This window comes from Gelatiniphilus marinus (assembly GCF_042684345.1).
In the GTDB taxonomy this organism is placed as follows: domain Bacteria; phylum Bacteroidota; class Bacteroidia; order Flavobacteriales; family Flavobacteriaceae; genus Gelatiniphilus; species Gelatiniphilus marinus.
Genome location: NZ_JBHULK010000006.1, coordinates 184,595 through 205,220, shown reverse-complemented (window position 1 = coordinate 205,220; position 20,626 = coordinate 184,595). Strand labels below are relative to the sequence as shown.

The following is a 20,626-nucleotide window of genomic DNA, read 5'->3' as shown; positions in this document are numbered from 1 at the left end:
AACATGAAAAACCTCCTGAAAAAGAAAATACTAATTCCCGTTTTGGCGTTTAGCATCCTATTTACGGGTTCGGCTTTTAAAAACGATTTTTTTGAAATCGCCAAACAAATTGAAATCTTTACCACTTTGTTTAAAGAACTTAACATGAATTATGTTGACGAAACCAACCCGGGCGATTTAATGGATACCGCCATAAAAAGCATGCTGGCCGATTTAGACCCTTACACCAACTTTTTAAACGAACAAGATGTTGAAGCCGCCAGAATTAACAATACCGGCGATTACATTGGCATTGGTGCAAAAGTTAGAACCCAAAAAGACAAACTGGTAATTGTTGAACCTTATAAAGATTACCCTGCCGATAAAGCGGGTTTAAAAGCCGGAGACGAAATTATAAAAGTGGGCAACACTACAGTTGAAGGTTATAAAGACGATGCAGGCAATTTACTAAAAGGCGCACCGGGAACATCGGTTGAAGTAACCTACAAACGCCAAAACCAAACCAAAACCGCCACCATAAACAGAGCCGAAGTAGAGATTAATGCTGTACCACATTTTTCAATGGTTAACGATAAAACCGGGTATATCGTGCTGTCTCAATTTAATAACAAAGCGGCAGCACAAACCAATTATGCACTGCGGGATCTAAAAGCACAGGGAGCAGAGCGCATAATTCTGGATTTACGAGGCAACCCGGGCGGACTACTAAACGAGGCTATTAAAATCGTTAATTTATTTGTGCCAAAAGGCCAATTGGTAGTAACTACAAAATCTAAAGTAAAAAAATACAACCGAACGTATTACACCCAAAAAGAACCTATTGATACCGAAATTCCGATAGTGGTTTTAATCGATGGCGGCAGCGCCTCGGCCAGCGAAATTGTATCGGGCGCCTTGCAAGATTTAGATCGCGCCGTTATTGTAGGCTCCAGAAGCTTTGGCAAAGGCTTGGTGCAACGCCCTAAAATGCTAACTTACGGCACACAGGTTAAAATAACTATTTCTAGGTATTATACGCCTTCGGGCCGATGTATCCAATCGTTGGATTATTGGAATAGAAACGATAAAGGCGAAGCCGTTAAAGTAAAACAAGAAAATTATAACGCCTATAAAACCAAAAACGGAAGACAGGTTTTTGATGGCGGCGGCGTATTTCCAGACGAAAACATGGGCACCATTAAAAACTCTGCAGTTATTAATGCCCTGGCAAACGAAAACCTGATATTCGATTTTGCTACCCAATATTATTACAAAAACCCGATGACCGATATGGATAATTTTAAACTATCGGCTTCAGATTTTTCAGATTTTAAAACCTATTTAAAGGCCAATAATTTTTCATTTGAAACCCAAACCGAAAAAGTACTTTTAAAAGCCTTTGAAACCGCCAAAAAAGAAGATTTACATACTGCCATTAAAACAGATTACAACACGTTGGTTACTAATTTAAACACATCAAAAACAAAGGCTATAGACCAAAATAAAGAGTATCTGCTAAGCCTTTTAACCAAAGAAATAGTAAAGCGCTATGTTTATAGGGAAGGGCTGTACGAATATTATAAAATTAACGACCCAAAAATAAAAAAAGCCACCAATATTCTTAGTAGCCCTTTAACGTATTCAAATTATTTAAGATAAAACCGTATATTTATACTTATATTCTATCCCCAAAGTAATGCATACCTTATTTAGAATCATACTCATTGTATTTTGTTTTAGCACAGCTTCTTCTCAAAGTAAACTCACACACGATGTGTATTTTGATACCGATAAATATGATGTGCCACCCACCGAAGAAAACCGGTTGCTGCTCTTTATTTCAAACTTAGCCGATATCGATATCGAGTCTATTTCCATCTATGGTTTTTGTGATGATGTGGGTGCAGACGATTACAACCAAAAACTGTCGCAGCAACGTGCCGATGCCATAAAATCTATTTTTTCCAATAACGAAATAAGCGAAAGTTTAATTTCAAATGTTGACGGAAAAGGTAAAATATTACTAAAAATAATCAACGAAAAAAACCTGTTGAAAATTCGAGGCTTAAACCGAAAAGTAGAAATTATTGTAAAGCCAAAACCCCAGATTGTTGAAACAGAACAGCCTATAGCAAAAACAGTTGAAAAAAAAGATGTTCCAGAACAAATAAAAAGCCATCTTAAAGTTGGCGATAAAATACTTTTTGAGAACATTTTATTTAAAACGGGGTACGCTACGGTTACCCCAGATTCTAAAAAAACACTGGCCAAAATTGCCGAGGCATTGGTTGAGCGCGACGATATTTATTTTACCATTCAAGGGCACGTGTGCTGTACCAAGTTTTCTAGAGATGCCATAAACAGAAAAACCAAAAAGCGCAATTTATCTGAAGCCAGGGCGAAATACGTTTATAATTATTTTGCCAAAAAAGGCGTTAATAAAAAACGTATGCGCTATATGGGCATGCGCAGAAAATTTCCGCTTGGTGGCGACCCAAAATTCGATAGACGTGTAGAAATTTTAATTACTTATGTAGGTAATGAGAACTAAAAATGTATGGTTTACAAAATCAATTTTTTTACATTATGCTTATTTTTAATAAGTACATTTTGTGCATCTCAAAACACCTTTGTGCCCGATGATAATTTTGAGCAAGCCTTGATTAACCTTGGCTTCGATTCTGGACCATTAGATGATTTTGTACCCACGGCAAACATAAATACCGTAACAAATTTAGATGTGGCCTCGCAAAACATTTTAGACTTAACCGGAATTCAGGATTTTGCCGCTATATCTATTTTAGATTGTTCTGAAAATAACCTTGCCAGCCTTCCAATAACATCAAACACCAACCTTACAGAACTATATTGCAACAACAATGCATTAACCACTTTAAATGTTTCTGCGCTTACTGCTTTAAGAATATTGTGGTGCGATTTTAACCAACTTACAACAATTAATGTTGCTAATAACCCTAATTTAATTTCGTTAACCTGTGGCAATAATTTTATAAGCAGTTTAAATACCACCCAAAACCCTAACCTAAATGTTTTGGTGTGCGAAAACAATCAAATATCAAATATAGATGTTAGCCAAAATACAACATTAAATTCCTTTCTTATTCGAGGAAATCTACTCACTAATTTAGATGTTAGCCAAAATAGCAATTTAGCTTTTTTAGATTGCGGCATAAACCAATTAACCAATTTAGATGTTAGCCAAAACCTTAATTTACGTGTTTTGCTGTGTTTTAATAATTTGCTTACCAATTTAGATGTTAGCCAAAATACACTGCTTAGCGATTTAAGTTGCGAATTCAACCAGATTACGCAATTAGATATGTCTAGAAACACATCGTTGGTAAATTTAAATTGCAGCAACAATAACCTATGTTGGCTAAATATTAAAAATGGTACCAATGAAAATGCAACTATTATGAATTTTGAATTAAATGCAAACTTAAATTGCGTAGTTGTAGATGATGCCTCGTTAAGCTTTCCTAATTGGATTCCTGCCTCGTTTTCAAACTATGTTAACCAACTATCAGATTGCGGTAATTTTGTTCCGGTTGATACCTTACAGAATTTTATAGGTGCTAGCTACGTGTTACCAGTGCTTAATAATGGTAATTACTTTACCCAATCTGGTGGAAATGGTTTACCCTTGCAAGCCGGCGATATTATAAGCACCACACAAACCATTTATATTTACAACGAAACGGTTTGCGATAGTAACGAATCTCAATTTACAGTTAGTATTAACCTAGATATTGCAAACAACGATTATTATATTCCGAAATACTTTACCCCAAACAACGATGGCAACCATGATTATTGGAACGTAATAGATAACAATAACAGTGTAAACCATATTGTTATTTACAATAGATATGGAAAATTTTTAAAATTCATGCTTCCCACATCGCAAGGTTGGGACGGTACTTTAAACGGCAGTCATTTACCCGTAGATAGTTATTGGTATAAAATAACCCTAAACAACAAAACTGTAATTAGAGGTTTTTTTGCTTTAAAACGTTAATTATCCTTTTAACATCGCAACATGCGGTATGTTATCTTCAAGATATTCTTTACCAATAGCTTTAAAACCTAAATTGTTGTAGAATTTTTTTAGATACACCTGAGCTGAAATTTTAATTTTAGTTTCGTTAAAATAGCTTTTTATCGCTTCCGCGGAAGCGTTCATAATATTGTAACCATATTTGTATTGCCTTTCGTTTATTGCGACAACTACGCGACCAATACTGGCTTCGTTAAAATAATCACCTGGTTTAAAAATACGCGCGTAAGCTATTATTTCATCATTTTTAAAACCTAAAACATGCAATGCTTTTTGGTCTTTGCCATCTAAATCTTGATAAACACAATCTTGTTCCACAACAAAAACCGCGCTACGTAATTGGAGCATATCGTATAGTTCTTGCGTTGTTAGTTCTTGAAAGGTTTTTATTTTTATTGATAGCATAAAATTAATAATCGTGAGCCTTTTTTAAGGCGTAACAATCTTTTTAATTGAACTTATTTCAACTTTTTTTAAACAGATTCTACACTTCGACTGCGCTTAGTGCAAGCTAGTAAACTCCTGGTAATGACGCTATTTTCAATCCTGCACAATCACGTCTTTCGCATCATCTTTCCCAAATTCCGGTTGTATATTTACATGGTTAATACCGTATTTATCCCATAAAAAATCTTCAATTTTATGTAAAATAATATCGAATTGAGATAAGGTTATATCTTTATTGAAATCGATGTGGGCTTCTAAATGGATTTCATCTTCGTTGAGTTGCCAAATGTGTACATGGTGTACATTTTTTATACTTTCAAACGTATTAACTTCTTCAACAATTTTATTAATAGGTGTAGAATCTGGTGTAAACAACATGAGTACCTTGGTGGAATCTTTTAACAAATCGAAGCCCATCCAAATTAAATAAACAGCTATAGCAAAAGTAAGCACACTATCTACCCAATATAATTGGTAGTACTTCATTAACAAACCACCAATTAAAACCGCAACACTGGCCATCATATCGGTTAATAAATGGAGGTAGGCGCTTTTCATGTTCATATTGGCATGAGCATCTTTTTTTAATAATAGCACGCTAAACCCGTTACCAAAAATAGCCACCAAAGACAACCAAATAACCAAATTAGATTCTATTTCCTGCGGATTTTGAAAACGCTCAACGGCTTCAATAATCAACAAAACAGCAACAATAATTAAGGTAGCGGCATTAATAAAAGCGGCTAATATTTCGGCACGTTTATACCCAAATGTTTTTTTAAACGAAGCTTTGCGTTTCGATAATTTATCGGCTACATAACTAATAATAAGCGAAATAACATCGCTAAAATTATGCAAGGCATCACTTAAAAGCGCTAAACTGCCAGATATTAAACCACCAATTACCTGGGCTACTGTAATGGCAATATTTAATAAAATGGATATAAATAAATTACGCCCTTTTAAATCGGGATGTGAGTGCGAATGGTTATGGGAATGCTGATGCGCCATTTAACAAGAAAACGGTATTTTATCTACTCTATTTTGGTGTCTGCCACCTTCAAACTCGGTATTTAAAAAGGTATCAACCATTTCAATCGCTTGATCTATAGCAGTAAATCGAGCCGGAATACATAAAACATTGGCATTGTTATGCTGCCTAGTTAAAGTTACTATTTCTTTGTTCCAACATAAACCAGCCCGTATTTTTTGGTGTTTGTTGGCTGTCATGGCTACACCGTTGGCGCTACCGCAAATTAAAATACCAAAGTTGGCTTTATTGGTCTCTACAGCTTGGGCAACCGGATGTACAAAATCTGGGTAATCTACGCTATCGTTAACATTGGTACCGTAATTAATTACCGTGTATCCTTTAGTTTCTAAATGTTTTTTTATGGCAAATTTATAATCTGTTCCTGCGTGATCGTTTCCTATGGCAATAGTCATTTTTTTTAAATTTATGTTAGATAAGCAAAAGTAATGAATTAACCGCTTAGATTGCTGTATTATTAAAAATGACAATTTAAACCACAACCATGAAATACAATTAAAGCAGGTAACGTACAGTAACTAACATTGTCAATTAACACACTCATTACATGTTAATAAGTGTTCATTAGTTTTTAAAAGAAAAATATGGAATATCCAATTATTTTTACAATCAAAAACTCATATCAATTTACCAAAAATTTAAGTTACTTTTTTTAGCCATGTTATTAGTACAAAATCTTGAAGATATAAACACCAAAACATAAATACTTGTTAGTAATTAACACCAAATTTTAGTTGTTAACAACTGTTTATATAAAACTTAATACATTTAAAAATAAGGTAATTAAAATAATATAACCTGTTAATTACCTATTAATAGAATGTAAAATAATTGTAATCAAAATAAAAGCAAAAAAAGTTATACCACATATTAACACACTATAATAACCATCATTTATTTTTTTAAATTTTAAAAGAAAAATTATTATATAATATATAATGTGGATAAGTTAAATTTACCAAAGCTTAACAGTAAAAAAATACCATTTAATATTAAAAGCTTAACTTTGCATAAAACAAATAGCAAATACTTCGCCTAAATTAAAGCTATTTAATAACAAAATTATCTCCCGACTCTTCGGCATTGGGAAATTAAAACGATTACAAAAATTAAATGACAAGAAATAGAAAAGGGAAATCCAAAAACAAAGGCATTTCCAACTTAACAAATACCATTCTAAGTATTTTAAAAAAAGACAGAAACCAATCATTCAATTACAAACAAATAGCTGCTAAACTTGGTGTAAACGATGCCAGTAGCCGAAACCAGATAATAAAAACCTTAGCGAAACTAGCCGCACAAAAAGAAATTGAGCAAGTAGAACGCGGAAAGTTTAAAGCGATTATTAATACCGAATATCATATAGGAAAACTAGATTTGGCCGCAAAAGGAAACGGTTATATAATTTCAGATGATTTTGAAGACGATGTGTTTATAGCATCAAACCACATAAATAAAGCATTAAATGGCGATGAAGTAGAATTTTATGTTTACAAACGCCGCAAACGAGGTAAATTAGAAGGCGAAATAACAAACATAATAAAACGCGAAAAAAGCGAGTATGTTGGTGTTATTCAAATTCAAGAAAAAAAGAACTTTGCCTTTGTAGTGGCAGACAGCAATAAAATGTACAAAGATATATTTGTACCTATAGATAAAATAAATAAAGCAGAAAATGGCGATAAAGTATTGGTAAAACTTGAAGATTGGCCAGAAAAAGCCGATTCGCCTTACGGAAAAGTGATTCAGGTTTTAGGCAAACCAGGAGAACACAATACCGAAATTCATGCCATACTTGCAGATTATGGTTTACCACACGATTTTCCGCAAGAAGTTGAAGATTTTGCCAATAAAATAGACACATCCATTACTCAAGAAGAAATAGCAAAACGCCGCGATATGCGTAAAGATCTAACCTTTACCATCGACCCTAAAGATGCTAAAGATTTTGATGATGCTTTATCATTTAAAGTGTTAGAAGATGGATGCTACGAAATAGGCATTCATATTGCCGATGTATCGCATTACGTGCAAGAAGGCACTGTTTTAGATGATGAAGCTTACGAGCGTGCCACATCGGTGTATTTAGTCGATCGTGTGGTGCCCATGCTACCAGAAGTATTATCGAATAATGCTTGTTCCTTACGTCCGCAAGAAGAAAAATATACGTTTTCGGCAGTCTTTCAAATGAATGATAAATGCGAAATAAAAAACCAGTGGTTTGGCAGAACTGTAACTTACAGCGACGCTCGATTTGCTTACGAAGAGGCACAAGCTGTAATTGATTCTAAATCCAACACAATTCCCGCAGAAGTTTCATTAACAGGTACAGCTTATAAAACAGACCAAGCTATTGCAGACGCTATTTTAAAAATGGACGAACTTGCAAAAAAAATGCGTAGTAAACGTATGCAATCTGGTGCAATTTCTTTTGATAAAGTAGAAGTAAAATTCAATCTCGACGAAGAGGCTAATCCAATAGGGGTATTCTTTAAAACCAGTAAAGATGCCAATAAACTTATTGAAGAGTTTATGCTGCTGGCCAACCGGAAAGTATCTGAATTTATTGGTAAACAATCACCTAAAAAAACATTTGTATATCGTGTGCACGACAAGCCCGACGATAGCAAACTTGCTAGTTTACAAAGCGTAGTTAGTAGATTTGGTTATAAATTAAACTTTAAAGATCGTAAAAGTGTATCGGCATCACTTAATAATTTACTTAAAGATGTTAATGGTAAAAAGGAGCAAAATTTAGTTGATACCTTAACCATAAGAACGATGAGCAAAGCCGAATATTCAACCAAAAATATTGGGCATTACGGTTTAGCATTCGATTATTACAGCCATTTTACATCGCCCATTAGAAGGTATCCAGATGTGATGGCTCACCGTTTGTTACAGCACTATTTAGATGACGGAAAATCGGTAAATGAAGATCTTTACGACGATAAATGCAACCATTGCAGCAACATGGAAAATCTAGCCACAAAAGCAGAACGCGACTCTATAAAATACATGCAAATTAAATTTATGGAAGACCATAAAGATGAAGAATTTGTTGGCGTAATTTCCGGGGTAACCGATTGGGGAATTTATGTTGAAATCATATCAAATAAATGCGAAGGTATGGTAAGCGTACGCGATATGAAAGACGACCATTACGCCTTCGATCAAGACCAATATGCTATGGTTGGCCGTAATACTAAAACCATGTATCAGCTTGGTGATGAAGTTGTTGTAAAAGTAAAAAACACCGATTTAGTTAAAAAACACCTCGATTTTAATCTTATTGGTAAAGCAGATTAATACGTTTTTTTAAATTACTTCATTTCCAGAAAAATGCGCTTCAAGCTCTTTTAATGTGGCTTCGCTTGTGGCTAAATCTTTTACTATTTCGCCTTTTTCAAGTACCACAATACGCTCGCAAACATCGGTAACGTGCATTAAATCGTGGCTGGAAATTAATACGGTAACGCCCTGTTTTTCGGCTAAATCTTTTATAATGCCTTTTAACCTAATTTGTGTTGTGGGATCTAAGTTAGCAAAGGGTTCGTCAAGAATAATAAGCTCTGGGTTGCCAATAAGTGCAGCAACAATACCTGCTTTTTTTTGGTTGCCTTTACTTAAATCGCGTAAATATTTTTTTTGACCGAGTATTTCTCCGTGGAAAAAATCTTCAAACTGACTTACTAATGTATCGACATCGGCTTTATTTTGATTACGTAATTCTCCAATAAAGTAAAAATATTCTTCGGCAGTTAAATAACCAATTAAAAAACTTTCATCAATAAAAGCAGAGGTAAACGGTTTCCAATCTTCACTTTCATTAACCTTAATATTGTTGTTTTTTATATATCCGGTTGTGGGCTGAATTAAATCTAAAAGCAAACTAAAATACGTGGTTTTTCCGGCACCGTTATTCCCAACCAAACCAAAACTTTGGCCTTTTGGGATGTCTAAACTTTTTATATTTAAAACAGTATTATTATTATATTTTTTTGAAAGGTTTGATGTTGTAATCATAATGTTTTCTTTTAGTTGTCTTGGTTAAAAGCGCTAATCATTTTGTATTTTGATTCTGAGTATTTCTGTGTAATGGCTTCCATTAATTTTTGATGAAACACAATACCAATAACGCCCAATAAAGCTAGTATTAAACAAGCTATTTCAAAGCTTATCAAAAAGTAAAAAAGGGCAAATATACCCATTGGTAATATTAAAAGCGGAATACCAATAAGCCATTGTACCGCCCCTGTACCTTGATAATTAAAGGCGGCTTTTTGGCTTAAATCTATTTTTTTACGGTTAAAGGAGCCACCGTATAAAATAACATGTGTATTAACACCAATGTTATAAATGGCCGCGGCAAAATGTGCCAATAAAATTTCCCACCCAAAAAAAACATACGGAATGCCCAATACAAATAAAATGATGACACTTACTGCCATTAACGTAAATTTAGATTTTAAATATTGTTCGTATTTAATGTTTTGGCTCATGAGCAGTTTGTAATACCCACTGTCCCAAGCCGGGATAAACTGCCCAAAATTTATTAAAAAAATACCCGTTGAAAACACGCCAATAAACATAAAAAACCAAGGTAGGTTTTGATAAGTGGGCTGCGGATAAAAAAACAAACCGTACAATAAGCCAATTAAAACCATCCAAACCGAAGATTTAGTTCGCTTGTTACGCCAAATCAGTTTTAAATCCAGTTGCATAAAAGGGGCAATGTCCCCAAAGTTTTTGGTCCACTCCATATTTGAGGTGTTTACCTCCTTAATCTTAGCTTTTAATCCGCTGTCTAAAAAAAGTTTTTCTTTTAAAATTTTAAAATTGTAAACATATAAAATCAACAATATTAAAATAGGCACAATTACCAATACGGGGTTATCGGTAATTGCCGTAACACCATTTGATAGTATTCCTGCAATATTTATAATATTAAAATAATTTAATGCGTAAAGCGAACCAATAAAAACAATTATTGGTAAAAAGGATAATTCGGTTTTAGCCGATAAGCTTTCAATAATAAAATTTAAAAAATTGTTTATTAAAGTGATTAGTACAATAACGAACATCCAAATTAAAACAGTTGATGTATTATAATCGTTTGCAATTAGTTTAAGTCCAAAAGGAACAATAGCAAACAAGGGTAAAAAATTAATGAATGATAGAGCCGATTTTCCTAAAACGAAATTAACCACAGATTTTCGTTTTATTGGCAATGTTAATAAGGGTTTAACACTCATTACCGGTAGTTTTTGAAAGAAGAACCTTATAAACAAATCACTAATTATCCAGAAAAATAGTAATCCGTTAAAAGCCACCAACGGATCTAAATTTGGGTATAATTTTTCTAAGATTTTATCCATTAAAAATCCTACAAAAAGAAACATAACCATAAAATATAGGGTAAAAAAGCCCATTAATATTTTGATGGCTAAACTTTTGCCAAAGCTGGCAGATCTAAAAAAAGCTTTCCATTCTAAATTTATAAAATGTTTAATCATGGTTTTGGTAGTTATGAAAACATTAGTCTGAAAGATCAAAATTTTGTTACAAATATCTGTACAAAACTAACACTATTCTTTATTTTTGTTAAAAAAAATCAATAGATGTCACATTTTCATTCACTCCAAATAAAAGAACTTAAACGCGAAACAAATAAAGCTGTAACCATTGGTTTTGATGTACCAGAACTTTTAAAAGATAATTTTGTTTTTAAGGCAGGACAATACATTACACTTAAAACTACACTAAATGGTAATGAGGTTCGCAGAGATTATTCGTTATGTGTAGCCCCAAAAAGCGGTGAACTTAAAGTAGCAGTGAAAGAAGTTGAAGACGGTACGTTTTCGGCTTATGCCAATAAGATTTTAAAAGTTGGCGATACTCTGGAAGTTGGAACACCAACAGGACGTTTTATTTTTGAGCCCAACGATAAGAAAACAAAAAACATTGCGCTTTTTGCCGCAGGAAGTGGTATTACACCTATTTTAAGTATTATTAAATGTGCCTTAGAAGAAGAAATACACAGTAAAGTTATTTTAGTTTACGGAAACAAATCGACTCAAGAAACCATGTTTTTAAAAGAGTTGCTTGATTTGCAACATGTCTATAAAGACCGATTTTCCATTCAGTTTTTATTTAGTCAAGCCGATGAACCCGATGCCATGTTTGGCCGTATAGAAAAAAGTACGGTTAATTTTGTAATGAAAAACAAATACAAACATATTGATGTTGATGCCTACTATTTATGCGGCCCTGAGGCAATGATACACACCGTAAAAGATGTGTTAACCGAACACGAGACACCTAAAGACCGTATTCATTTTGAATTGTTTAAAGCCGCTAAACCAGCAGAGGTCTTTAACGACAATGCTGTTCCAGATGGAAAAACCCATATTACTGTAATTGTAGATGATGAGGAAACCACTTTCGAAATGTCTCAAAAACAAACCGTTTTAGAAGCCGCTTTAGATGAAGATTTAGATGCACCATATTCTTGCCAAGGTGGTATTTGTAGCAGTTGTATTGCTCGTATTACGGAAGGTGAAGCTACTATGAGGCAAAATAATATTTTAACAGAAAGCGAAGTTGCAGAAGGTTTAATTTTGACTTGTCAAGCGCAACCAACATCGCCAACTTTAACCGTTGATTATGATGATGTGTAATTGTCATTCCTGCGAAGGCAGGAATCTCTTAATTGAAATCTAAAAAAATGTTAAGATTGCATTAGTTAAAAAATCCTTTTAGATATACTCAATATAACGCCTCGAAATAACATTACATCACACTGATTTCAACATAAACTGAAACGCTTCTTTTCTATTGCTTACGCCTAATTTACTGTATGCATTACGAAGGTGAAATTTTACGGTACTTACTGTAATAAAAAGCTGTTTGGCTATTTCTGAATTGGTTTTTCCAGCAACACAATGTTTTAAGGTGTCAAACTCGCGTTCGGTAAGTGGCGTGTGCAGCTTTTTGTTTAAGGTTTCCATATCCAGTTCTACCGATAATTCCGATGGACTGCTGTGCAATTCCATAAAGCGTTTTTGTAAGGCTTCTACCTGTAAAACCTGTGCTTCACGTTCGGCTTTTTCCTTTTTGTAACGCGCTGTAAAAAACACAACCAAAATTAAAATAATACTGGCAGCTCCTGTAGCTAAAGCTATTTGAGCGTTTCGTGCTTCGGCTAAATTGGCATCTTTCAATTGACTCTCAAAGGTTAATTTCTGGATTTCCTTTTCCTTTTTTGTGGTTTCGTACTTGGTTTCTAAATCGGCCACGCGTGTTTTTACCTCAACACTATTCAAAGAATCATTTAAAGAGATATAGGCGTTTCTATAATCTTACGCTTGTTTGGTTTGCTTGTTTGTTAGAGCAATCCTGTACAATAAATCATAGGCTTGTTTTTCACTATTGGCAAAACCATTTTTTTTTGCATACGCTAATGCATCCTCTGCATAATTTTTGGACTCTGTAATTTGTGATTGCGCTAGCTTAATGTTTGCCATGGCTAATAATGTAGAAATATATTCTTCTTGTTGACCTAAATCTTTGGCTATTTCATGGGCTGTATTGTAATGACTAAAAGCTTTTTCTAATTCGCCTTTCTTTTCAAAATTTTTGCCAAGGCCGTTTTCGGCATGTACTAACATGGCTTTATTGTTTAAGTTCTTAAAAAATAGCCGTGCTTCACTTAAATGATGAATACCATCATCTAATTGGTCTGTAGTATTATAAATCATGGCTAAACGCAAATGGTTTAAAGCAATATCAGTGGTGTCTTTTATAGTTTCAGATAACGCCAAACATTTTTTTGTGGTTTCCAAAGCTTTGTCCATTTGCCCTAACTGAAAATAAACGCCTCCTAAATTACCATAGGTCTTGCTTAACACATCGTTGAGTTTTGGGTCGTTCTTGCCTTCGGCTAGTTTCATGACTTCTTGATAAGCTGCAACAGATTTTTCGTGTTCAGCTTTGCCCATATAGACCAAACCTCGTGTGTTATTAATCATGGCTAATAGAAAATCTGATTTTGTAGTATTGGCAAATTTTTCAGCTTTATTTAAATACCAAAACGATGAATCTGCCTGTTCAACTGTCCGTAGGCAATGCCTAAATTTAAATAATAATAACCTTGAAGCGAATCTGAAGTTTGTGCAACTATGCTTTTTAGTTGTAGTAAATTTTTAATACCATCGTTTGGATTGTCTGTGGTTTCAAAAGTTATTAGGGCTTGTGTTATTTGTTCTTTGTGGTTTTGTGAAAATACAAATACAGAAAAACTCAAAAGCAGAATACATATAATATTTTTTAAAAAATAATTTGAAAGTAGACGCGTCATTTAGTTGGGTTTTAGGTAACATCATGTTATTCAACCCAATAAATATAATAAAAAACGAAGCAATCTAGTAAGCTGTAATGCTATTAACCTAAAGATTACTTCGTTACTTACACCATGGTAAGTTTTTTGTTTGCGTCAATGTTGTAACACTAGTGTTCGTCATTGCCAGCCTTTCGACTGTAGCTCAAGACAGGCTTAAGTGAAGCAATCTATTTGAAACTCTTATTCATGAGATTACTTCGTCGTTCATGCTTCTCTCCTCGTAATGACGTCAATCAAAATAAAATAGCCAACCTTCAGACAAATCATCCCAGTTAGGGTTCTGTTTATTGATAACATCTTCTTTACGTTTTCTGTTTCCTGCCTTTAATTGTTTTTCTCGTGATATGGCTTGGTTTATATCGCTAAATTCTTCATAATAAACCAGTTTATTGCAATTATACCTATATGTAAAACCTTTTCTAATTTTAGTTTTGTGCTCATAAACTCGTTTTAACAAATTTGATGTTACACCAATGTAAATTACCGTGTTGTTTTTGTTGGTTAAAAAATATACATACGATTTTTGCATATTTAAAAATACATAATTTCTGTTTGTCATTGCTAATGGAGTGCAATGGAATGAAGCAACCTGTCTATTTCATTCGTGAGATTGCTTCAGTCGTATCTTCTTCGCAATGCCGAAAACGAGAAGCAGATTACTTCGTCATTCGTTCCTCATTCCTCGTAATGACGTTGTGTTCGTCATTGCAAGCGAAGCGAAGCAATCTTTTTGTTTGTAACTCTAACTCTTATTCATGAGATTACTTCGCTCGTGCCTCACTCGTAATGAGGGCTCTCTATTTCACCACCAAGCGTTTAACCTCATTACTGATTTCTGTGCTTATCCTGACAAAATACACACCAGCCGCTAAATGGTTCACGTTCATTTGTTCTGCATTGGTTTTGGTTATTTGCTTTCCAGATACATCATAAAGGGTTATTTGTGTTATTGGCTCTGAACTGGATACATAAAACACCTCTTGTGCTGGATTTGGGTACATCTGTATTTTATTTTCTCTAGAATTTACTTCGGCAATATTTAAGGTTTCTCCGAAGTTGGAATTGATAAACCCTTCGGATAGTATAATGTTTCCTGCATTTAGTTCTTGTATGTTTACTTCGCCTATGGTGTAAAGCAAGGTGATGTTTCCGTTGGTTGTACTTGCGCCTCCATTGTCTATGGAATATTTTTCGATGGTTTGGGCTTGGGTTTGGAAACAAGCTAAACCTATAATTAATGATAGTATGTGTTTCATTTTTATTAGTTTTTTAAAATTTATCGTCATTGCGAACCCTTTAGGGTGAAGCAATCTGTTAGTTGTATTGATGAGATTGCCACGTCGCTCGTGCCTCACTTCTCGCAATGACGTTACTGCGAGTGAAACGAAGCAGTCTGTATGTTTTATTCATGAGATTGCTTCATCGTTCATTCTTCTCTCCTCGTAATGACGTCACTGCGAGGACGTAGGACGTGGCAGTCTTATTCTTCTATTTTACAGATTACTTCGTCATTCGTTCCTCTTTCCTCGTAATGACATTCGTGTTTTTCGTCATTGCGAATGGAGTGCAACGAAATGAAGCAATCTGTTTAATCGGAACTTTTATTCATGAGATTGTTTCGCTCGTACCTCGCTCGCAATGACGTTACTATCTTTATTTATTATTAGTAATTAATTGATTCACCAAGCCTTTTAATTCGGCGACATCATTTTCAAGTTGCCCTAATTGCGACTGTTTGCTGTTTACTGTGGTCTGCAAACTATTGATAATCTCTTGTTGCTCTTGTATGGCATTTATTAAAACTGGAATCAGTTCGGTATAGTTCACGCTTAAGGTGTTGCTTTCGTTATTGGCTGTGTGTACCAGTTCTGATATAACAGGTTGTACCTCTTGGGCAATCAAGCCTAACGATTTGTGAGTTTGCTCGCCACGGTTTTTCCAGTAGTATTGTTTGGGTGCCAATTGCAAAACTTCGTTTAAACCATAACGTAAAGTTTCTATATCACGTTTTAACCTACGGTCGCTACTGTGCACCACAGCACCACCAACACGTACGTCGCCACCATCGTTTTGTAAATATAAAGGGGCTGCTGCACCATTGTTGCGTACCATAATCTCATTGGTATCCATTACCAGATTCATACCAGAGGTCTCGCCCAGTAACACGTAACCACCTGTTTGGTTAAGGCCAGCATCACTGCCATCTGTAATGTGCAACTTAACTTCTGGTGTGCTGGTGGTAATGCCCATATTACCGTTTTTAAGTACGGTAAGTGCATTGCGTTCAAAATTGATCGTACCATTTCCTATTATAAATAGCGGCTCTGTCCATTCCCAATCGGTATAAGAACCAAAAGCAACCCCATATCTACCGACCGCTGTACAGTATGCTGAATACACCTCATTATAATAGCCAATTGCTGTTGAATAATTTCCAGATGCATTATTTCCAAAACCCATCGCTACTGCACCAAAGCCACCTGCATTAGAACTGCCCAAAGCAACAGAACGTTCTCCGTTGGCTTGAGAATAACGTCCCATGGCAGTTGCATGGTCTCCAAGAGCAACTGTTTCTTCACCCATTGCTGTGGAATACGCTCCTGATGCTTCTGTATTGTACCCCATGGCTGTTGAAATAGTTCCTGATGCTTCAGTATTAGATCCCATGGCTGTAGAACTTGCTCCTGATGCGATTGTACCATTTCCCATTGCTGTTGAAGCATACTCTGATGCTGTTGTATTAGTTCCCATGGCTGTGGAAAATTGCCCTGAAGCTTCTGTTACATGTCCCATGGCTGTGGAAGCTCCACCTGATGCAGTTGGACCACTTCCCATTGCTGTGGAATAATTTCCTGATGCGATTGTACCATTTCCCATTGCTGTGGAAACTCCACCTGATGCAGTCGTAAAGGATCCCATTGCTGTGGCACGTTCATCTGATGCTTCTGTTGCATAGCCCATAGCTGTGGAAAATTGTCCTGATGCGGTTGTATCCCTGCCACTTGCAAAAGAATCACTCCCAGAAGCACCAGAGCTTATAGTAGTATTATTAAGACTGTAAGATAAATCAACTACATTATCTCCTATATTATCATAAAAAGCTGGGTTTGACCCAATCAAGCGCCAGCCTATACCATTGCCCTCGTCTATGGCTTCTAAACCAGTAGCTACGGCTGTGTTTTCTAAATACTCTTTGGTAATCAACGCTTTGGGGTCGGTTATTTCTGCCATATCAAAACTGGGTGCTGTAACGGTTCCGTTTTTTAAAATGGTTAAGGCATTGCTGGTATTAGCACCAAAGCCATTACCTACTTCTAGCAAAGGGTCGGTTTCTACCCAAGCTGTTGGGTTGCCTCCACCTACGTTACGTCGTCCCAATGCCAGTGATGCATAAGCATCAGCAGAGGTAATGAAACCAAAGGCTGTGGCATAATCACCAGACGCTGTATTACCATAATTGTTTGCCATAGCGTAACGACCAGAAGCTAAAACTTGGCGTCCAGAGGCAAAGGCATAATCTCCTGTAGCACCAGAATCGCCTGTGGTGTTGCTGGCACTTACATCTACAGCATCAAGACCAATGTTACCAAAATAACTTGGGTTTCTCCCTACCAAACGGTAGCCTGTGCCATTGCCTTCGTCCAAAGTTTCCAGACCGTTTACATTGGTTGCTGTGGTAGCGGTTTCGGCTTGTTTAGCATAAGGTACTGCTATAAACTGTGTGGTCCCCATATCTGTTAAGCCACCACCTGTGTTTATCTGTACGTTTAGGTAGTGGTCGTCTGCTGCCCAATCTATGGCATTAAACGTCCCAGAAATGGGTGTGCCATCGCCAATATTTACCATAACAATACCGTTGGCATCGGTTGTTGGTGCGTGACTTTCTTGATAGACGTTGGTTTGTCCTGCGCCTTGTAAAATGGTAAATTCGATGGTAATTAAATCGTTGGCAACCACGTTGCCAGAACCATCTTTAATCAGGGCTTTGTAATTAATACCTTGTTGTGCAAACGTGATTCCTGACATAAGGAACACGAGCGTGAAAATTAAATGTTTCATTGTGATTTTTGTTTTTTTAAATGAAGTACATGTTGCCTTTAATGATTTTAAAGTTGTTCCTCATTGCGAGCGAGGCACGATTGAAGCAATCTGTTTCTTTGGAACTTTTATTCATGAGATTACTTCGCTACGCTCGTAATGACGTCACTGCGAGGACATAGGAAGTGGCAGTCTTATTCTTTTATTTTACAGATTACTTCGTCATTGCGAATGGAGTGCAACGGAGTGAAGCAATCTCTTGATTTAGAACTCATAATTAACAGATTGCCACGTCGCTCGTGCCTCGCTTCTCGCAATGACGTTGTTATTAAAATCAAGATGGTTTCATTGTGATTCATTTTTAGGTTAATAGCGTTTTAAAAATTCTATGCTGAAACTACCTAAAATGAACTTTTTAGCACCTAACCTTATGGGTTAGGATTTTAAAAATAATTTACAAAGCACTGATTTACTGGGATTTAAAATAAGGAATAAAAAATGAGAATTATGTTGATTTATTGATGAGATTACTTCGCTTTGACTTCGACACTTCGACTACGCTCAGTGCAGGCGAGCTCAGTCTAACAGCTCATTAATGACGTCACTGCGAGGACTTAGGAAGTGACAGTCTTATTCTTTTATTTTACAGATTACTTCGTCATTGCGAATCCTTTCGGGTTAAGCAATCTTTTTCTTTTATTCATGAGATTACTTCGTTCGTGCCTCACTCGTAATGACGTCACTGCGAGGACGTAGGACGTGGCAGTCTGTTTGTAGTGAAATTGCATTCAACAGATTACTTCGTCGCTTTGACTTCGACACTTCGACTAAGCTCAGTGCAGGCGAGCTCAGTCTGATAGCTCCTAATGGCGTTATAGAATAGACCCTATTTTATTTATGATTGTTTCTGGAGCAATACTTCCTGCTGCTTGTTTATAGCCTTCAGGAAATTTGTTACCATAAACCGAAGTTGGGATTTTTGGGTATTGGTTTCTGTCTGCCAGCAAACAGTTATCATCTGGTTGGTTAAAAGGCGCAAAACCAGCATAAGGATGAGTAACTCCCCAAACTGTAACGACTTTTATACCTAGCATAGCAGCTAAATGCGCATTTCCTGAATCCATAGACAGCATGAGGTCTAGATTTGAAATAACATCTAATTCTTCGTTTAAAGACAGTTTACCGGCCAGATTGATAACGTTTTTATATTTATTTTGAAAGGAATCCAGGATTTCCGTTTCCTTTTTTCCTCCTCCAAAAAGAATCACTTTATAATCTTTTGATAGCGTTTTAATAACTCGTTCCATCAAATCTAAAGGATACATTTTACTTTCATGTGCTGCAAAAGGAGCAATGCCAATTCGTTTTTTAGAATCTTCGCCTAAAATCAATAGTAGTTTTTCATTTAAAGTTACCTTTTTAGGAAAAGTAGGCTGTGTTAAATCTAAAGGGAAACCTAAGGCATCAAACACATCTGCATAGCGTTGGTGCGTTTTTTTTAGTTGTTTAAAAAGTTTTCCTGTGGTTAAAAGTCGTTTTTCTTTTCTGCCTTTATCAATAGAAACAAAGCGTTTGCATCGTATAAACTTTTTTAAAACTTTGCTTCTTAAAACACTATGCAAATCGGCAATGGCATAAAAACGATTGTTTTTATTGAGCTGTCGTGCTAATTTATAAAGTCCGAAAACGCCTTTGTGCTTACCTTTAACATCGGCTTCAAATACCGATACATTCTTTAAATTCCTAAAAAAAGGATTAAAAAAAACTCTGGTTAAAACAGTTATTTTTACTTCTGGATATTGCTGTGTTAAAGCTTGTAATACGGGAACAACCATAGCAACATCGCCTATTGCGGAGAGACGAATTACTAGGATGTGTTTTTGTGAGTTTGTCATTTTATTTCAATTGAAAAGTCTTCGACAAGCTCAGACTGACAGTACAATTTCAATTTAACTGCCCACTTCTTATTTCTGACTTCTCAATACAGGGTTTAGCTCATCATCATTATACATCTTCATTTGCTTGTAAACTTTCATGTATTTATCGCCGTTTTCAATATCGCTTAACAGCGTATCAATAGCCGTAGATAAATCTACACGTTGTTCTAATAAAACATCCAGCTTTTTTTGGCATGCTGCTTTGTGTTCCGCGGAAGCGTCATTACGTGTAGCTTCCTCGTTCATGTGATAGACTTTTAAGGCTAAAATAGACAATCTGTCTATGCCCCAAGCAGGACTTTCGGTGTTAATGTTAGCGTTGCTTTTTACGGTAACATCTTTGTATTTTTCAAGAAAATAGCTGTCTATATATTCCACCATATCGGTTCTATCTTGATTTGATGCATCAATTTGTCGTTTTAAAGTTAAAGCCGCAACAGGATTTATTTGTGGGTCGCGAATAATGTCTTCGTAATGCCATTGCACGGTATCAATCCAACATTTTCTGTACAGTAAATGCTCTATTAAATGAGAATCTTTGTTGTAAGGGTTTTTAAAAGGTTGATCAACCGTATTGATAATGTGGTATTTTTCTATAACGTCCTGAAAAATTTTATTGGCTTTACTTGTAAACATAATGAGTTGATTTTAAAAATGTAAATATAGTTCTAAATAATTAACTTTACTATTTCAAA

General features: G+C 35.4%; 18 protein-coding genes. 5 read left to right on the top strand and 13 right to left on the bottom strand.

What is annotated here, in order from left to right:
* Window positions 1-3 precede the first annotated feature (3 nt).
* The 3 genes from ACFSQS_RS13825 to ACFSQS_RS13815 are packed head-to-tail and all read left to right on the top strand — an operon-like array spanning window position 4 to window position 4,018.
* Window positions 4-1,638 carry a S41 family peptidase gene (locus ACFSQS_RS13825; RefSeq protein ID WP_388020140.1) on the top strand — a complete coding sequence of 545 codons (1,635 nt, stop codon included), beginning with the start codon at window positions 4-6 and terminating at the stop codon, window positions 1,636-1,638.
* A 37-nt stretch (window positions 1,639-1,675) separates the two neighbouring features.
* Window positions 1,676-2,530 (top strand): OmpA family protein, encoded by an 855-nt coding sequence (locus ACFSQS_RS13820; RefSeq protein WP_388020137.1) that lies wholly within the window; start codon window positions 1,676-1,678, stop codon window positions 2,528-2,530.
* Window positions 2,531-2,536: 6 nt separating this feature from the next.
* Window positions 2,537-4,018, top strand: coding sequence for a T9SS type B sorting domain-containing protein (locus tag ACFSQS_RS13815; RefSeq protein WP_388020134.1), 1,482 nt, complete (start codon window positions 2,537-2,539; stop codon window positions 4,016-4,018).
* Here ACFSQS_RS13815 and ACFSQS_RS13810 read toward each other — a convergent pair whose 3' ends face one another.
* The 3 genes from ACFSQS_RS13810 to rpiB all read right to left on the bottom strand — a co-directional run bounded on the left by ACFSQS_RS13810 (window position 4,019) and on the right by rpiB (window position 5,950).
* Window positions 4,019-4,462 carry a GNAT family N-acetyltransferase gene (locus tag ACFSQS_RS13810; RefSeq protein WP_388020131.1) on the bottom strand — a complete coding sequence of 148 codons (444 nt, stop codon included), beginning with the start codon at window positions 4,460-4,462 and terminating at the stop codon, window positions 4,019-4,021.
* Between the two features lie 135 nt (window positions 4,463-4,597).
* On the bottom strand, window positions 4,598-5,515 hold the full coding sequence (locus ACFSQS_RS13805; RefSeq protein WP_388020128.1) for a cation diffusion facilitator family transporter: 918 nt from the start codon (window positions 5,513-5,515) through the stop codon (window positions 4,598-4,600).
* On the bottom strand, window positions 5,516-5,950 hold the full coding sequence (gene rpiB / locus ACFSQS_RS13800) for a ribose 5-phosphate isomerase B (RefSeq protein ID WP_388020125.1): 435 nt from the start codon (window positions 5,948-5,950) through the stop codon (window positions 5,516-5,518).
* A gap of 718 nt (window positions 5,951-6,668) precedes the next feature.
* Here rpiB and rnr point away from each other — a divergent pair.
* Window positions 6,669-8,864 (top strand): ribonuclease R, encoded by a 2,196-nt coding sequence (gene rnr, locus ACFSQS_RS13795; protein ID WP_388020122.1) that lies wholly within the window; start codon window positions 6,669-6,671, stop codon window positions 8,862-8,864.
* A gap of 9 nt (window positions 8,865-8,873) precedes the next feature.
* Here the strand turns inward: rnr and ACFSQS_RS13790 are convergent, their stop codons facing one another.
* Both ACFSQS_RS13790 and ACFSQS_RS13785 read right to left on the bottom strand, forming a co-directional pair.
* A complete protein-coding gene (locus ACFSQS_RS13790; protein WP_388020119.1) occupies window positions 8,874-9,581 on the bottom strand; it encodes an ABC transporter ATP-binding protein in 708 nt (235 codons plus the stop codon).
* Window positions 9,582-9,592: 11 nt separating this feature from the next.
* On the bottom strand, window positions 9,593-11,071 hold the full coding sequence (locus tag ACFSQS_RS13785; RefSeq protein ID WP_388020116.1) for a DUF5687 family protein: 1,479 nt from the start codon (window positions 11,069-11,071) through the stop codon (window positions 9,593-9,595).
* A 105-nt stretch (window positions 11,072-11,176) separates the two neighbouring features.
* Here ACFSQS_RS13785 and ACFSQS_RS13780 point away from each other — a divergent pair, with 105 nt between their 5' ends.
* A complete protein-coding gene (locus ACFSQS_RS13780) occupies window positions 11,177-12,235 on the top strand; it encodes a 2Fe-2S iron-sulfur cluster-binding protein (protein ID WP_388020113.1) in 1,059 nt (352 codons plus the stop codon).
* 117 nt (window positions 12,236-12,352) lie between these two features.
* On the opposite strand, the gene ACFSQS_RS13775 is transcribed toward ACFSQS_RS13780, so the two are convergent.
* The 8 genes from ACFSQS_RS13775 to ACFSQS_RS13740 all read right to left on the bottom strand — a co-directional run bounded on the left by ACFSQS_RS13775 (window position 12,353) and on the right by ACFSQS_RS13740 (window position 20,567).
* On the bottom strand, window positions 12,353-12,880 hold the full coding sequence (locus ACFSQS_RS13775) for a helix-turn-helix transcriptional regulator (protein ID WP_388020110.1): 528 nt from the start codon (window positions 12,878-12,880) through the stop codon (window positions 12,353-12,355).
* 36 nt (window positions 12,881-12,916) lie between these two features.
* The gene (locus ACFSQS_RS13770) at window positions 12,917-13,585 is read right to left on the bottom strand and encodes a tetratricopeptide repeat protein (RefSeq protein WP_388020107.1); all 669 of its coding nucleotides are present in this window, start codon (window positions 13,583-13,585) and stop codon (window positions 12,917-12,919) included.
* A 50-nt stretch (window positions 13,586-13,635) separates the two neighbouring features.
* Window positions 13,636-13,914: a hypothetical protein gene (locus ACFSQS_RS13765; RefSeq protein WP_388020104.1), complete on the bottom strand. Its 279-nt coding sequence runs from the start codon at window positions 13,912-13,914 to the stop codon at window positions 13,636-13,638.
* 271 nt (window positions 13,915-14,185) lie between these two features.
* Complete coding sequence (locus ACFSQS_RS13760; protein ID WP_388020101.1) at window positions 14,186-14,485, bottom strand: GIY-YIG nuclease family protein; 300 nt, start codon at window positions 14,483-14,485, stop codon at window positions 14,186-14,188.
* A 268-nt stretch (window positions 14,486-14,753) separates the two neighbouring features.
* The gene (locus ACFSQS_RS13755) at window positions 14,754-15,212 is read right to left on the bottom strand and encodes a T9SS type A sorting domain-containing protein (RefSeq protein ID WP_388020098.1); all 459 of its coding nucleotides are present in this window, start codon (window positions 15,210-15,212) and stop codon (window positions 14,754-14,756) included.
* Between the two features lie 397 nt (window positions 15,213-15,609).
* Window positions 15,610-18,015, bottom strand: a complete 2,406-nt coding sequence (locus ACFSQS_RS13750; RefSeq protein WP_388020095.1) for a tail fiber domain-containing protein — start codon at window positions 18,013-18,015, stop codon at window positions 15,610-15,612.
* 851 nt (window positions 18,016-18,866) lie between these two features.
* Complete coding sequence (locus ACFSQS_RS13745) at window positions 18,867-19,889, bottom strand: glycosyltransferase family 9 protein (RefSeq protein WP_388020092.1); 1,023 nt, start codon at window positions 19,887-19,889, stop codon at window positions 18,867-18,869.
* 69 nt (window positions 19,890-19,958) lie between these two features.
* On the bottom strand, window positions 19,959-20,567 hold the full coding sequence (locus ACFSQS_RS13740) for a DUF4254 domain-containing protein (RefSeq protein ID WP_388020089.1): 609 nt from the start codon (window positions 20,565-20,567) through the stop codon (window positions 19,959-19,961).
* Window positions 20,568-20,626 lie beyond the last annotated feature (59 nt).

Coding starts and splice junctions, on each gene's coding strand:
- ACFSQS_RS13825 (WP_388020140.1), top strand. CDS start 4: ATGAAAAACCTCCTGAAAAAGAAAATACTAATTCCCGTTTTGGCGTTT.
- ACFSQS_RS13820 (WP_388020137.1), top strand. CDS start 1,676: ATGCATACCTTATTTAGAATCATACTCATTGTATTTTGTTTTAGCACA.
- ACFSQS_RS13815 (WP_388020134.1), top strand. CDS start 2,537: ATGGTTTACAAAATCAATTTTTTTACATTATGCTTATTTTTAATAAGT.
- ACFSQS_RS13810 (WP_388020131.1), bottom strand. CDS start 4,462: ATGCTATCAATAAAAATAAAAACCTTTCAAGAACTAACAACGCAAGAA.
- ACFSQS_RS13805 (WP_388020128.1), bottom strand. CDS start 5,515: ATGGCGCATCAGCATTCCCATAACCATTCGCACTCACATCCCGATTTA.
- rpiB (WP_388020125.1), bottom strand. CDS start 5,950: ATGACTATTGCCATAGGAAACGATCACGCAGGAACAGATTATAAATTT.
- rnr (WP_388020122.1), top strand. CDS start 6,669: ATGACAAGAAATAGAAAAGGGAAATCCAAAAACAAAGGCATTTCCAAC.
- ACFSQS_RS13790 (WP_388020119.1), bottom strand. CDS start 9,581: ATGATTACAACATCAAACCTTTCAAAAAAATATAATAATAATACTGTT.
- ACFSQS_RS13785 (WP_388020116.1), bottom strand. CDS start 11,071: ATGATTAAACATTTTATAAATTTAGAATGGAAAGCTTTTTTTAGATCT.
- ACFSQS_RS13780 (WP_388020113.1), top strand. CDS start 11,177: ATGTCACATTTTCATTCACTCCAAATAAAAGAACTTAAACGCGAAACA.
- ACFSQS_RS13770 (WP_388020107.1), bottom strand. CDS start 13,585: ATGATTAATAACACACGAGGTTTGGTCTATATGGGCAAAGCTGAACAC.
- ACFSQS_RS13765 (WP_388020104.1), bottom strand. CDS start 13,914: ATGACGCGTCTACTTTCAAATTATTTTTTAAAAAATATTATATGTATT.
- ACFSQS_RS13760 (WP_388020101.1), bottom strand. CDS start 14,485: ATGCAAAAATCGTATGTATATTTTTTAACCAACAAAAACAACACGGTA.
- ACFSQS_RS13755 (WP_388020098.1), bottom strand. CDS start 15,212: ATGAAACACATACTATCATTAATTATAGGTTTAGCTTGTTTCCAAACC.
- ACFSQS_RS13750 (WP_388020095.1), bottom strand. CDS start 18,015: ATGAAACATTTAATTTTCACGCTCGTGTTCCTTATGTCAGGAATCACG.
- ACFSQS_RS13745 (WP_388020092.1), bottom strand. CDS start 19,889: ATGACAAACTCACAAAAACACATCCTAGTAATTCGTCTCTCCGCAATA.
- ACFSQS_RS13740 (WP_388020089.1), bottom strand. CDS start 20,567: ATGTTTACAAGTAAAGCCAATAAAATTTTTCAGGACGTTATAGAAAAA.